Source organism: Paenibacillus agri, assembly GCF_013359945.1.
Classification (GTDB): Bacteria; Bacillota; Bacilli; order Paenibacillales; family Paenibacillaceae; genus Paenibacillus_AQ; species Paenibacillus_AQ agri.
The window spans coordinates 42,733-56,421 of record NZ_JABWCS010000215.1 but is presented as its reverse complement, the minus strand read 5'-3'; the positions used below and the strand labels follow the sequence as shown (position 1 = coordinate 56,421).

Sequence of the window (13,689 nt, the reverse complement as noted above, 5' to 3'; positions counted from 1 at the left end):
CAGCAGATTACCGAGGCCACCGAGGATGCTGCCTTCTTCCTAATCCAGCGCATTGCGCGTCAGCATGCCTGAATTGACAATCTTGACATGTACGTTCACCTTAATCTCAAGCGATGAATACGTATCCCCCCATTCCTCCTTCAACTGCTTCCATTTCCATGGATACCGGGTACGAATCTCTCGTCCAAATAAGAATATATCTCTTTTGCTCTGCTGTGTTTTCGCGATTAACTGGCTGATCTCACGCTCTAACGTCTCTTCTAAGCCAGCTTTCATGTTCTCAACATCCTGCTCGCCTTTCGCGGTCACGTTATCATAGATCTCGTCTGTGCTGACCGTGACATGGATGTCGATCTCGGCGGAAACAGAGGCAGCGTTTCCCTTTAAGTCGAACTTGCTCGACTGCGTCATGGTTTTGAAGGTTGCCAGCGTATGGGAGTCTTCTTTCCAAAGAAGGGGCGTGCCCTTACGGAGTTTTCCCCGAACGCATAACCACATTTTCGTTTGTTGGCCATTGAGCCGATAAACGGCGCGGTCGCCTTGAAAGAATGTCATTCCTTTGACCTTAAGAAGCGTATTCTGGACACCTTCGTCTGATGGCCGGTCTTCCTTGGTGGAGACGGCATGCAAAGTGGGCAGGAACGAGGTTGACTCTGCAGCCTTATAGAGTTGCATGAATTCATTATAGTTCACCTGAACATACGACGAGGCCCGATTACTGCTCAAGAGCACCTCACTTAAATCGAAAGCAGGGATGGAGAAGAGAGTTTTGGCTTGAAGCAAGTCTTTTCCTTTATTCTCGGCCACCAGCAGGAACTTGGTCCGACGGATTTGAAAGGTTCTTCCGACCTTATCGAGAATCTCGTGAATGCCCTCTCGCGCAACCTCATCCCCGATTACGACAGCTTCCAAATGCGAATAGTTCGGCGATCTCGAGGAGATCTCGGTCAGCTTACCCGCTGCCTCCTCGATCGAGTCTCCTTCGATGGTGAAGACCGTGATCGGCTGCTTGGTGATATCGGAGGGAAACTGAGAGAAGGTCTCCGGATTCGCCCATTGGAAGGTGACCTCGTATTTCTGGCGGCTCCCTTTATCGACCGATAAAGCCGTCAGAAATACGGTTTCATTAACCTCCCTACGGTCCCAGCAGCCGGCCATGAGCAGGCATCCGCACATCAGCAGCGCAATTTTAAGCATCCGTATTGTCCGCATGTGACATTCTCCCTCTGGCAACCAAACAGGCCAATCCAAGCAGAAGCGGGATCCCGACCTGGAATACCAGCGACAAGTAGGTCCAATAATGCAACATGAAATAGGAAAGCTTCTGCGTATTTGGCACATAGTACAAGCATAGTAAAAGAACGGCTGCACCGAATAGAAGCGAAAACCGCTTAGACGCGGATCGGCCGGACCGGCCGAGCAAGTGCCGGATGATAATCAAGCAGCTTGTGAACAGCATGCCGATGACCAGAAACATCGCGGCTCCCCATACCGATACAAATATCGACTCAACCCGCTCGAAGAAGGTGCCGAAATTGAACAAGGTGATGAGCTCAACTGTCGGAAACGTCAGCATTTCCAATTGATTCGGGGAGAAAGCGCCGTTTACCTCGATCACGAGCAAGCTGGTTACGACGAACGTGAGCATGCTACCCCAGATCACGTACTTCTTCGCATACTTCATCTTGTCAGGCTGAACAAACGCAAACAGCATCGTAACGACAATGCTCTGAGTGAAAGAAGCCAGGTTGAACAAGGAGGCATGAAAGATATTGAACCAAGTGGATTGACGGATAGGCAGGAAATTGCTCATCTCAACGCTTGGAAGCGTGCCTGCGATCAAAAGCAGCATTGCTAAAAGAAGCGCCAGAATGACCAACGTGCTCATTTTGCCTAATACGCTCATCCCTTGAGCCGCCCCATAAATACAAAACAAAACGATGAGAACGACGAACACAATGAGAGGCGTCATCGGCAGGAAGAGTGTCTTAAAGGAAGTTGCCAGCATTTGAACATAAATCACCGTCAGGCAAATAAAGTATCCCAAGTATAAGATGCCAATGGCTTTTCCGATCCAGCGGCCGAGCAAGACGGACAGAAATTGAATCAGCGTTAGATTCGGGAATTGACCGGCCAGCCAAACCGCATATACGCAAAAGAGGAAAGCGCCCGCGGCTGACAGCAAGGACGAAATCCATATGTCCTCATGGGCGAAGCGGGCCATGATCGCAGGTGCGAATACATGGTTCTGGGTTGCGACAAGCAGTGCGATCAGGCCTGCTACCTGCAAAGGGGTTATTTTCTCCGAAAGGTCCATTCTGTTCACTTCCTGTCATTTGGTGTTGGTGCGGGTTCGGGGAATCGGAGCCGGTTAACATCTTCCGCGAGAAACTCAGAATAGGTGTTCAACTTGGGAGCCGGGTAGCGCAGGAGCGAGTCCCTCATTTCTTTTCTCCGAAAAGGCGCCACCGGCGTCAAGTAAGGCACGCCTACTGATCTGAGACCGGTTAAATGCAGGTATAAGAACATCATGCAAAATACGATGCCGAAAAACCCCAAAGTGCCTGCCAGCATAATAAAAATGAACCGGATCAAGCGAAGACCGACCCCCAGGCTGTAATTAGGAATCGTGAACGAGCAAATGGCAGTGATCGATACGATGATCACCATCTGCGGACTGATGATGCCTGCGTTTACGGCAGATTCCCCGATAACCAATGCCCCGACGATGCTTATGGTGCTGCCGACGATTTTGGGAAGTCGAATGCCGGCTTCCCGAAGGAGTTCGAAGGTGCCTTCCATAAGAAGCACTTCGACAATGGAAGGGAACGGGACTCGTTCCCGGCCAGCAATGATGCTGTAGGTCAGAAAGGTCGGAAGCAAGTCGGGATGAAAACTGCTCAAGGCGACGTAAAGCGAAGGCATAAAGATTGTAATCAACATCGCTGTAAACCGTAGCATCCGAAAAAACGTACCCGCCCAAGTTGAGAAATTATGGTCTTCCGGCGCATGGAGCAGCTCCAGGAAATTGATCGGTCCATAGAGCGTAGAGGATGTACCGTCCACGATAATTGCGAATCCTCCGTTCAGCAGGTGCTGGACGATTCGATCCGTGCGCTCGGTCTTGGCGATAAGCGGAAACAAGGTATACCGCTGATCCTGGATAAATTCAAGCAACTGATGGCTAGACTGAAGGGCATCGAGCTCAACGGACCCGATCCGCCTCTCGATCTCTTTGATAACTGCCGGATTAGACACGCTCTCTATATAGGCGATAACTACGCGCGTTTGGGTCAAACTGCCGATTGTATATTTCTTGTTCTTGAACAAAGGGGAACGGATGCGCTGGCGCAAGAGAGCCATACTAGTATCCAGGCTTTCGTTAAAGCCTTCCTTGGCGCCAGAGGTGCTCGGTTCTGTAGATGGCTCATCGATGGCCCGCTGGTAAATGAGCTTCGTTTGGAACAGATATGCGTTGGCTTCTCCTTCGATAAAGAGAACCACCTGGCCTTGCAGAAGCATGTAGGCGACATAAGCCATGTCGGTTGTATGATCGATTTGTCCAATCGGAATGTACTGCTTCAACCGATCGAACAACTTCTTGCCTGCGTCCGAATGTTCGACCGCCTGATTCAAATACGGAAGGAGATCTCGTTCCAAGATGGATGGGTCCACGATGGTATGGATATAAATAAGGGCGGATGGCGCCGAACTGACGTTGTTATAACGGACGTAGAGATCATCGACACGTTGAAAATAACCGTCCTTCAGCTGTTGAACTGCAGCTTGAACGTGAACAGGGATAGCGGAAGAAACGGGCTCAAGCTGGCTTGTATAATCCGTTCCTCCTGTGTTATCCGTGAGATTGTCCATACTGCACACCTCGTCTTTCCACTAAATTCCTTGTTATGTTCCCCTAAATCTGGATAAACATACATATGGAATAGACTGGTCGATCAAGGAATCAGGTGTTATGTCGGAGGTCGCTAGGAAAAAGAGCGCGAAAAAAGCAGAAAGAATAAGCAGCCTTTTATGTGAAAATACAACGCTCGTATGAGTCATGAAAGTTTACTTACTATTGGCTTTGATCAGTCCAGATTTCTGTAGAAGTCGCTGAACTAGTAACCTATCACGAGCAAAAAACCGGCCAGAAATTCTGACCGGTCTCTCACTAATAAGTCTATATCCATAGCTAGCTGATGATTCAGCCTTGCATTCCAATTATCGCACATTCTGGGGGTTGCCCAGCGGTGTTGGCAATTTCGGCTTTGGCGCTTTCGCCAGCTTTCCTTTGCCCAGAGAGGTTGTAAAGGTAATTACATAACCTGCCACAACGACAGCCATAACCGTGTATAGCGTCTCTTTCAATGGCATATAGAAGAGGGATAGTGCCAGCACGATAACATCCATCAGAATAAATACGGTGCCAACTTTAATTCCTTTCCATTCACTGATCAGCAGCGACAAAATATCGTCACCGCCGCTCGCCCCGCCTGCGCGAAGCACCATTCCAGCTCCCAGACCTGTCAGTACTCCTGATAACAGAGCCGCAACCGGCAAATTATCATGCAGATTGATGACCCATCCGGAGTAATGCTCCATCAGTCCGTAGAAGAGAGTGAACGCTCCTACAGAGACACATGTGTTCAAGACAAACGCTTTTCCTTTGAAGAACCAGGCAATCAGAAGTACTGGTATGTCTAGGATCAAAATAGAAAGTGAAGGCGAAATGCCCAATACATATTTACCAAGCAGCGATAATCCTACGAACCCGCCCTCGGTCAAATGGTTCTGATAATTAATGTGATAATACGTAAATGCAAGCAGCAATGTTCCTAACAAAATGACTGTCAACCGCAGCAGAAGCTCTGCTCCGTGATTGTGTTTCCTCATACTGGTCTCCCCTTATCGTAAATGGCGGCTAAACGTCCCACCAACCTCTACGACGGGTTGAACCGGAGGTATTGCTCCTTCGCATAATGCTACTCCCTTCCCTCGTAGAGGCGGCTTCGTCAATTAACGGTTCGCGCATCTTCGGCAGGGAAGCTAAGTATAAGACAGATCATAACGTTTCCAAATCGTCCTTTGGGGATTCGTCCTTCGGGGACACATGGTATCCTGATCCTTTCTTTAATTTGATAAGTTCTGTTTACATTATACCACGCGAAGAAGAGACTCTAAACACCTTTGTGTAAAAATGATGATTTGGCCCTTTCTGTTTTTCTCCCATTATATTTAAAAAAACGTTAAAAAATACATCGAAATGCGGGAACAATGGTCGTATTTCGAGAACTACGCTACGGTTTGTTATGCCAATGTAAAAAAGAGGGAATGCAGATATCTGCACTCCCTCTTCACCTTTATGATTGTAGTCGGGTCAAAATAGCTGCGCCTGCGCGTGGCACCGGCACCTCCAGCAGCCCTTTCCGTAATTCCAGTGTCAGCTGTTCCGTCACTTCCCCACGGCAGTCCTTAATCACTGCCACATACACGGCAGGATCAGACGTCCATTTAACGACTACATTATCAGTATACGTTCCGTTGACAATCGCCAGCCGCTCAGGCGTTCCCTGAGGCGTGATGACCATTTCAGCATAACAAGCAATCACCTGGACGTTGTCTTTGTTCGCCGTTACGATCGGATACAGCAGTTCCGGGTGCTGCGGAGACAAGCTTCCACGCAGAAGCACATCACTGTATTCGCGGCTGAAGTCGGTCCAGAACCGCAGCATCGCCAGCTTCTCCTCCCCAATCTCTGCGAGTCTCACAGAAATTTGCAGCACAGAGAAGAGACTGTTGATGAACTGCATAGCTGAGCTGGCAGTGTCCTCATGCGGATTGAACATAATCATATCGGAATGTACAGCCGTATCGCCGGACAGCAGCCGAAGATCAAGCGTACGCACACGGTTCTGAATGGAATCGTTCGGACAATCCCCCGCTCTGAAAATGTTGCCGTACTTGCGCATTAACGGTCCGATATAGCTCTGACGGAACTCAATCAGAATATCCGGCTTGATCGATTTGAGCGACTGCATGATGTCGGTGAAGAGCCGGTCTACAGCTTCCGGGATGGAACGGTAATCACGGCCGCCCCCTTCTACCGGAAGTTCACCGTCTCTCGGCTGAAAGCTGTCCACAAAATCCAGCTTCAATCCGTCGATACCCCACTCCGTTACTGCCTGCTGGTAAATATGCAGGAGGTAATCCCGTACCTCAGGGAAGCGCGGATCCAGCACGCCGGCGTCCAGACCTTCCTCTACCTTGAGCACCTTGTCCTTAAAGATGTCCCAGACCCGGCTTTTCCGGCCGACGAACGGTACAGAATACCAGAGCATATATTTCATGCCCAGATCATGCACTCGGTCCACATGCGCTTTCATATCCGGGATCTTGGTCTCACAGACCTCCCAGTCCCCGGTAAACGCATATCCCCGGTTGTTATCATCGGTCTGCCAGCCATCGTCGACGATAATCGTATCGCAGCCGATTTCACGGGCCAGACGGCATTCTTCCTCAAGTGCAGCATCAGTCAGCTCCTGATGGTAAGAATACCAAGTAGAGTACATCGGGCGCAGGGCAGCATCAGGAACGCCAGCAGGCTCAAGACCCGGCTGCCCCTCCCACCAACGGCTAACCTCTGCTAATGCCTCATGATACGGGATATCTCGGGTATCAATCCGCAGTACCGCCTCGTATACCTCCAGGCTAGGCACAGGCTCTTCAAAGAGCTTCAGTGAGCACAGGAAGGAGGAATCCTCCTCATGAATACCTGCCTTCACCTCGATCTTGTTCAAGACATCGGTGAAAGCAAAGGTCATACGGTTTCTTCCGGCAAGATTTAACAAGGCCGTCACAGGCGCCTGCGAAGAGTTACGGCTGTTAAAACCGGAGCCCCAATCAATCTGGAATGCCCGATTCCGCTCCACGCCGGGATGCCACATCGAATGGATATCGAGGGCTGGAATCGACCAGCTAATCGTACATACTGGCGGGATACCGTCTCGCTTCGCCTTTAAGCGAATGCCAATGAACAGCAGATGTTCCTCAGTCCGCTCTACAGTCTTGGATATTTCAAAGAAATCTTCTTCGCTTACCACATTTACGGTGGGGAGAAGAGCGTCAATCAAATTCGTCATAGTTCCTCCTGTTGGGTTCTCCTCTAATGATAGCTGTATCAGCCTTTAACCGAACCGATCGTCAAGCCGCCGATAAAGTACTTCTGCAAGAACGGATAAACTAGCAAGATCGGCGCCGTTACCACGATTGTTGTTGCTGCACGCAGCGTTAGTGGTGATAGGCTGTTGAACTTCTGATGCAGAAGCTGCTGATCCATAATTTGCTGTGAAGCTTCTACTTCCAGAAGCAATCGGCGCAGATAGACCTGAAGCGTGTCATAATGTCCGCTGGAATTATACAGCACCACATCAAACCACGAATTCCAGTGTGCTACCGCGGAATAGATAAAGATCGCTGCAAACACCGGAAGCGACATTGGCAGCACCAGCCGGATATAAATCTTCAGCTCGGTAGCACCGTCAATTCTCGCAGATTCAAACAGGGCTTCAGGAAGCTCAGAAATATAGGAAGACATCAGTAGCATATAGTACGCGCTGATCAGAGACGGAATCCAGTACACATGGAAAGAATCCGTTAAGCCCAGCTTCACCATAAGCAGGTAAGTTGGAATCAGTCCGCCGTTGAAGTACATCGTAACCAGGAATAACACACGGAGGAACTTACGTCCCGAGAAATGCCGGACGCTGACGATATAAGCCAGCAGACCTGTGACGAACAAACTGGTGCTCGTACCCACCGCTACACGAAGAGCGGACCATCCGAAGCCCTCCAGCAGCTTGCTGTTCTCGAACAACAGCTTGTAGGCATCTAACGAGAACACCCGTGGAAAAATGTAAATACCACCGCGCGCCGCGTCTGCACCATCATTCAGCGACAGTGCCAGCAGATTGAAGAATGGATAGGCTACAGCAATACCGAATAATGACAGGACGAGAATATTTACAATATCAAATAAGCGTTGTGACCAAGGAACCGATCGTGAAGTCATCGGGTGCATTCTCCTTTCTAGAAAATAGACGTTTGCATAAATTTTCGGGACAAGCGGTTGGCTGTTATGACCAAAGTTAATCCGATCAAACTCTTCATCAAGCCGACCGCAGTACCATAGGAGTAATTACCAAGTTGAACCCCGAACCGGTATACATACGTATCGATGACTTCATGATAATCCCTCGTGTTAGGGCTTCCCAAGAGCAGCTGCTGCTCAAAGCCCGCATTCAGAATACCGCCTAGCGCAAGAATAAATAATAGTACAATTGTGGCACGAATGTTTGGTAGTGTAATATGCCATACCAACCCAAACCGTCCCAGACCATCTACTCTGCCAGCTTCATATTGCTCCTTGTCGATCCCGGCAATAGCAGACAAGTAAATGATCGAGCTGAAGCCGACGTCCTTCCACAGGTTAGCGGAAGTCAGAATTCCCCAGAAATATTTACCTTCGCCAAGGAACAGAATCGGTTTGTCGATCCAGCCGAAGCGGACCAGCAGTTCATTGATAATACCGTCACTTCCCAGAAGGGTGAACAGGATGCTGGCCACCACGACCCATGAGATGAAGTAGGGTACATAAGACAGAGATTGAATGGTTTTCTTAAAAACCTTGCTTTTCACTTCACTTAGCAGCAGTGCCAGCAGAATCGGTGCCGGAAAGCCAATCAGCAGATTTAGCATACTGATGACAAGCGTATTTCTAATAATCATCCAGAAGTCAGGTTCGTTAAAGAACCGGACAAAATTGTCAAAGCCGATCCAGTTTCCGAAAAGGGATTGCCCTGGAATATAATTTTGAAAGGCGATTACTAAGCCATACATCGGATAATAGGCAAACAAAAGTACCCATAGGATGATTGGCAAACTTAACAGCCACAGCTGCCGTTCGCGGGAAAATCGCTTGAGGTAATTCATAGTAGGTTTCCCTCCAAATCTCTCCTTGTTATTTCACGAGCGCGAGGTTCTTTTTATATTCCTCAGTGCGGTACTGCTCGAGATCCTTCAGACCCAGTTTGTTAGCCTTGTCACGCAGCTCATCGAAGTTACGGGATGCTTCATCCTCAGACTGGGACATAATGACTTTAACAAATCCTGTTTTAACGAGATCTTCGACCTGCTGATTCTTGATCGTCAGCGGGTTCTCATTGGTGAAGCTGACACGCTGCTCCGTATTGTCATAGATCGTATCCTTGACATTATCATTCATCAGCTTCTTCCACTTCTCATCAGCAATGAAGTTCTGATCGAACCAAGCAGTGCTCTTGTTATCATCACTCAGCAGACCTTGCGGATAAGCCAGCCAGAAGGAATTGCTGCCGTTAGCTGTTTCTGTTTTCTCAAAATCCAGCTTGCCGTCCAGAAGTGTTTGCTTCTGTGTCTCATTGAACGACCATTTGCCGTCACCTTCATAGTTCCAATAGGATTCTGGCAGGTTCGGAATACCCCAGCCCATCAGGCGCGTACCGATCGGTGAAACTGTGAAATCGAGGAACTTGATAATCTCTTCAGCATTTTTTGCTTTATCTGTGATTACTGTGTAATTCCAGCCATGTGTATTCTTGGCGGACAGATAAGCTTTCTCTGCGTCAGGAGCTTTAAATGCCATTTGTACGAAACGTTTGTCTTCTTTGTAATCCGGATCTGTCTTTTGCCAGATTTCATGACCAGCATTCCATGATTGCCACCATGGGCCGATATGGCCGGCGATGCGCTCGTTGGAGAACTTGATTTTCCAATCGTCGAACTTATTGATAAATGCGTCTGGATCCATCAGTCCCTCACGGAAGAAGCGGTTGTAGTAGAGCAGACCTTCCTTGCCCTCTGCCGTGTTCAGCCAGTGAGTCAGATTGTGATCCCCGTCCTCTTTATAGCCATCCTTCAAGCCCCAGAAGCCGAGAGCGCTGTCAATTCTGACGTCGCTATTCCAGGACAGTGCATAGTTCTTCTCACCTTTGTCATTGGTAGGATGCTTGGCTACGATCTGTTTCAGGACATTGTAATAATCATCAGGCGTTTTGATCTCGGGAGCACCAATCTCCTGATACCAGTCCCAACGGATGTGAGCGGTAAAATCAGGAATAGGCAGATATCCCCAACCACGAGGAAGTCCCCACAGCTTGCCATCTGCGTCAAGATAGGTTTCATAACGGGAGCCCAACTCTTTCTTGAGATTCGGTCCGTATTTATCTACCAGCGGGGCCAGATCGATGATTTTCCCCTGTGCCTTCCACTGGGAAATCTGGGATTCATCCATGGCTGCAATAACCTCTGGGTAATCACCGGATACCAGCATCAGATTCAATTTTTCTTTGGGATCAACATCCAGAGACGATCTTTGGATATCTACATTAAATTCTTTCAACAAATAATCATGGAACGCTGCTTGTTTCCTGTTGATCTTATCCGGATTTCCTTTCTCTGCTTGGAAAAAGTGAATCTGCGTCGTTTTCTGTGGCAGCTTCCAGCCGAACTCATTAACCTTCTCCACCGCCGGTGTTGTGCTATCACCCTCGCTAGCAGTATTGCCGCTATTGTTGCCGGATGAATTGCCGCCGCAGGCAGATAATAGCATTACGGATGCCAGCATAGCCGTGCCCAAGACACTACCTTTTCTGCTCATCAGTGTTCCCCCTCTTAGTTGTGTTTCTTGTCTACATGGTTATTGTAGAAGATAGTCTGGGGCAAAAAAATGGAGATTTCATTTCGTTATGTTCTTTTCATCACTCAGTGTTAGCGGTTACATTATTGTTGCATCCGTTTTCTATATTCTGAGGGCGAAAGGCCGATCATCCGCTTGAAACGCTTCGTGAAATGGGAATAATCGGGATAGCCACAGCGTTGTCCAACCTCATAGGTCTTCAGCGAAGTGTCTGTCAGCAACGCTTTGGCGTGCTCCATGCGGACATTAGTCAGGTAGGCAATATAGGACATCCCTGTCTCTTCCATCAGCAGATGGTAAAAATAAGTCGTGGAAATATCCAGTGGCTCAAGCACCTTTTCCAGGCTCAACTCACTATCTGAGAAATGCTGCTTAATATAGTCCATCGCCTGCTGGGTGGCACTGCGTCTTCCCCAATTCCGCTTGTCCCGTGTCTCTGCCAGCTTGCGTTCCAGCCAGTCTCTGAACGATGACTCCAGCGTGGTGTACCCTGGTTCATCGTATGGGATCTCCCATGGGCTGATCAAGAGCCGATCCCCCAGCTGATTCTGGATCAATGAGGCTGCGTTCTCCAAAAGTGTGCGCCGTTCCTCATAAGAAAGTTCCTGATGCGCAAGTAGTTTAAGCAGATTTTCGGTTTCCTGGGAAAGAACCGGTGCATTCGCAGCCCAGAGTGCCGTGCTAATTCGTTCTGCAGCTGATATAACCGGTGCTAACAGCTGATTTTTTACCATCGCCTTCTGGCGGGTGTTGGCAAAGCGAGCGAACAGTCGGCCAACCAGCTCTACAACCAGTTCCTCCTTCAGCGGCTTCAGCAGATAATCTACTACCCCATGGCGCAGGGCGGCCTGGGCATATTCAAACTCCCCATACCCTGACAAAATGATAATTTCACCATCGTAGCCATCCTGGCGCAATCGCTGGATCAGCTCGATTCCATCCATTATGGGCATGCTGATGTCTGTAATGATCAGATGAGGCTGTTGAAGCCGTATCAGCTCCAGGGCTTCAGCCCCATTAGCGGCTTCGCCCACAATCTGGTATTGAGAATGCGCCGAAGTAAGAATTTTATCCAAACTTTTTCTGCTCATGGATTCATCATCCACAAGGATGATTCTATACATCCTGTATGCCTCCTTGTTGTTCCTGCTCTAATGCCGCGATGTGCGTAGGCAACAATATATCGATACATGTCCCATCTGGACCCGAAGTGGAGATGAACAGTCCATACGGTTCACCAAATAACAGCCGTAATCTGGTATGGACATTCAGCAGACCTATACCTTTTTGCTTGTTCTCTGCTTCAAGCTCCAGTAATTCATCTCCGGATAGATCAAAGAGCCGATTATAGTTGTCCATGATCACCGGAGGCATGCCACCGCCCCCATCTTCAATCGAAATTAAACAGCCGGCTGCGACCTGCATTTCCGATATACGAATGTAATTGGGAACGATTTTATATTTATCAAATCCATGCTTGAAGCAATTCTCTACAATCGGCTGCAGCATAGAGTTGATCGCTGAGGTCTGTGCTGCGGCCTTTTCAGAGACTTGAATAAAGTAGGAGAGACTCTCATAGCGTTCGGCCTGAATCGAGAGATAGGCAGACACATGCCCCAGCTCCAAGGCAAGCGTGACCGTTTCATTCGGGTTCCTTACGCTGTATCGAAACATATCACCGAGGGAAACGATCATCCGGCTAATCTTCCGGTTGCCCTCAACAATGGCACTGGCATTAATAAATTCCAGCGTATTGTAGAGAAAATGAGGATGGATCTGCGCCTGCATAGCTAGAAGAAGCGCTTCCTTCTGCTTCACCTCGAGCTCCTTCTCCCTTAACTTGGCCCGGTGCACCGTATCGATGAGTCTTTGAATTTCATCAACCATCTTATTGAAGCCCCTGTATAAGCTGCCTATTTCTGCAGTTCGGTTTTCTGGCGCTCTGACTCCCAGTTCGCCAAGCTGAGTTCGCTTCATCAGTCGCAAGAGTGTCAGCAGTGAATTGCTCAGCATATACATCACCCCACTGACAATAATCATGATCAGCAGGAAGATCAGCAGCAATACAATGGTAGAAATTCTGCTAATCTGCAATAGAGGCTCGTTCAATTCAGCAAGCGGCACCTCCGCGAACAGTGACATACCTGTGGTATTAGAATGAAAGAACATTACAAGCTTGTCCCCTGATTCACCAGGCATCGTCAGCGTCCCCTGACGCTTATCGCCCATAGCTTTGGCATAGTCAATAGACAGTCCCTCATTGGGATGACTGCCAGGCCGATAAATCGCGCTCCCCTTGCTGTCTGCAATCCAGACGTACCCGGTTTTGCCAATCCGCACATTCCGGGCAATCTGGATCACCTCGTCCAGCTTCAAATCAATAATTAACAGCCCGCTGTTGGTACTGTAACTCGTGCTGTTGAATTTAAGCGCAATGGACAAAAAGGGCGGGCTCCATTCATCCTGTTCCAGTCCCATAACTTCAAAAACGCCGGTCTTCGTAATCTTGGCGTTATATTCCTTATATCTCCGCTCCGCAGATGAGAAGCTGGAAGACGATACCGCCCTCCCCTCCCCATTGACCAGAGAGATTCCCCGGATGCCTTCTCGGTTACTTGTTAGCGGATTCAAAAGCTCTCGCTCGATGCGATTGGAGCGGAGAAAACGATCATAGGAACCGCTTACAGAATCATTTAAAAATTGCAATGTCAGATCATTAACCAGGATAGGATACATTTGATGCTCAATGTCCTGAAAATACCTGTCCACATATCTATTGACCTGTTCAACCAGCTGATAGCTTGATTCAATGGTGTTTTGCCGAATGACCTTATGGCTTTTTTCGTACCAGAATTGACCTAGCAGCGGAAGCGGGAGGTACAAAATCAGCATTAACAGTATTATTTTTTTCTGAAGAGAGAGGTTGGCGATTAATTTCATGGTGTCATACTCCTTCT

10 protein-coding genes are annotated in these 13,689 nt (G+C 48.6%); all 10 read right to left on the bottom strand.

Annotation, left to right across the window (positions count from 1 at the left end; all coding sequences use genetic code 11):
- Positions 1-39: 39 nt before the first annotated feature.
- Positions 40-1,212 carry a Ger(x)C family spore germination protein gene (locus HPT30_RS19450; protein ID WP_175372991.1) on the bottom strand — a complete coding sequence of 391 codons (1,173 nt, stop codon included), beginning with the start codon at positions 1,210-1,212 and terminating at the stop codon, positions 40-42.
- The gene (locus HPT30_RS19445) at positions 1,190-2,317 is read right to left on the bottom strand and encodes a GerAB/ArcD/ProY family transporter (protein ID WP_175372990.1); all 1,128 of its coding nucleotides are present in this window, start codon (positions 2,315-2,317) and stop codon (positions 1,190-1,192) included. The genes HPT30_RS19450 and HPT30_RS19445 overlap by 23 nt, the downstream gene beginning before the upstream one ends.
- Positions 2,318-2,322: 5 nt before the next feature.
- Positions 2,323-3,873, bottom strand: a complete 1,551-nt coding sequence (locus HPT30_RS19440; protein ID WP_175372989.1) for a spore germination protein — start codon at positions 3,871-3,873, stop codon at positions 2,323-2,325.
- 348 nt (positions 3,874-4,221) lie between these two features.
- Positions 4,222-4,893, bottom strand: a complete 672-nt coding sequence (locus tag HPT30_RS19435) for a YitT family protein (RefSeq protein WP_175372988.1) — start codon at positions 4,891-4,893, stop codon at positions 4,222-4,224.
- A 467-nt stretch (positions 4,894-5,360) separates the two neighbouring features.
- Positions 5,361-7,139 (bottom strand): glycoside hydrolase family 36 protein, encoded by a 1,779-nt coding sequence (locus HPT30_RS19430; RefSeq protein WP_175372987.1) that lies wholly within the window; start codon positions 7,137-7,139, stop codon positions 5,361-5,363.
- Between the two features lie 38 nt (positions 7,140-7,177).
- Complete coding sequence (locus tag HPT30_RS19425; protein WP_066363873.1) at positions 7,178-8,068, bottom strand: carbohydrate ABC transporter permease; 891 nt, start codon at positions 8,066-8,068, stop codon at positions 7,178-7,180.
- Positions 8,069-8,085: 17 nt separating this feature from the next.
- Complete coding sequence (locus tag HPT30_RS19420) at positions 8,086-8,988, bottom strand: ABC transporter permease (protein ID WP_175372986.1); 903 nt, start codon at positions 8,986-8,988, stop codon at positions 8,086-8,088.
- Positions 8,989-9,016: 28 nt separating this feature from the next.
- Positions 9,017-10,693, bottom strand: coding sequence for a type 2 periplasmic-binding domain-containing protein (locus HPT30_RS19415; RefSeq protein ID WP_175372985.1), 1,677 nt, complete (start codon positions 10,691-10,693; stop codon positions 9,017-9,019).
- 122 nt (positions 10,694-10,815) lie between these two features.
- A complete protein-coding gene (locus HPT30_RS19410; protein ID WP_175372984.1) occupies positions 10,816-11,856 on the bottom strand; it encodes a response regulator transcription factor in 1,041 nt (346 codons plus the stop codon).
- A complete protein-coding gene (locus HPT30_RS19405; protein WP_175372983.1) occupies positions 11,849-13,672 on the bottom strand; it encodes a cache domain-containing sensor histidine kinase in 1,824 nt (607 codons plus the stop codon). Before HPT30_RS19405 ends, HPT30_RS19410 begins: the two co-directional genes overlap by 8 nt.
- Positions 13,673-13,689: the final 17 nt, after the last annotated feature.

Excerpts from the sequence above, each read along its gene's own strand:
- HPT30_RS19450 (WP_175372991.1), bottom strand. The coding sequence starts at position 1,212 with ATGCGGACAATACGGATGCTTAAAATTGCGCTGCTGATGTGCGGATGC.
- HPT30_RS19445 (WP_175372990.1), bottom strand. The coding sequence starts at position 2,317 with ATGGACCTTTCGGAGAAAATAACCCCTTTGCAGGTAGCAGGCCTGATC.
- HPT30_RS19440 (WP_175372989.1), bottom strand. The coding sequence starts at position 3,873 with ATGGACAATCTCACGGATAACACAGGAGGAACGGATTATACAAGCCAG.
- HPT30_RS19435 (WP_175372988.1), bottom strand. The coding sequence starts at position 4,893 with ATGAGGAAACACAATCACGGAGCAGAGCTTCTGCTGCGGTTGACAGTC.
- HPT30_RS19430 (WP_175372987.1), bottom strand. The coding sequence starts at position 7,139 with ATGACGAATTTGATTGACGCTCTTCTCCCCACCGTAAATGTGGTAAGC.
- HPT30_RS19425 (WP_066363873.1), bottom strand. The coding sequence starts at position 8,068 with ATGACTTCACGATCGGTTCCTTGGTCACAACGCTTATTTGATATTGTA.
- HPT30_RS19420 (WP_175372986.1), bottom strand. The coding sequence starts at position 8,988 with ATGAATTACCTCAAGCGATTTTCCCGCGAACGGCAGCTGTGGCTGTTA.
- HPT30_RS19415 (WP_175372985.1), bottom strand. The coding sequence starts at position 10,693 with ATGAGCAGAAAAGGTAGTGTCTTGGGCACGGCTATGCTGGCATCCGTA.
- HPT30_RS19410 (WP_175372984.1), bottom strand. The coding sequence starts at position 11,856 with ATGTATAGAATCATCCTTGTGGATGATGAATCCATGAGCAGAAAAAGT.
- HPT30_RS19405 (WP_175372983.1), bottom strand. The coding sequence starts at position 13,672 with ATGAAATTAATCGCCAACCTCTCTCTTCAGAAAAAAATAATACTGTTA.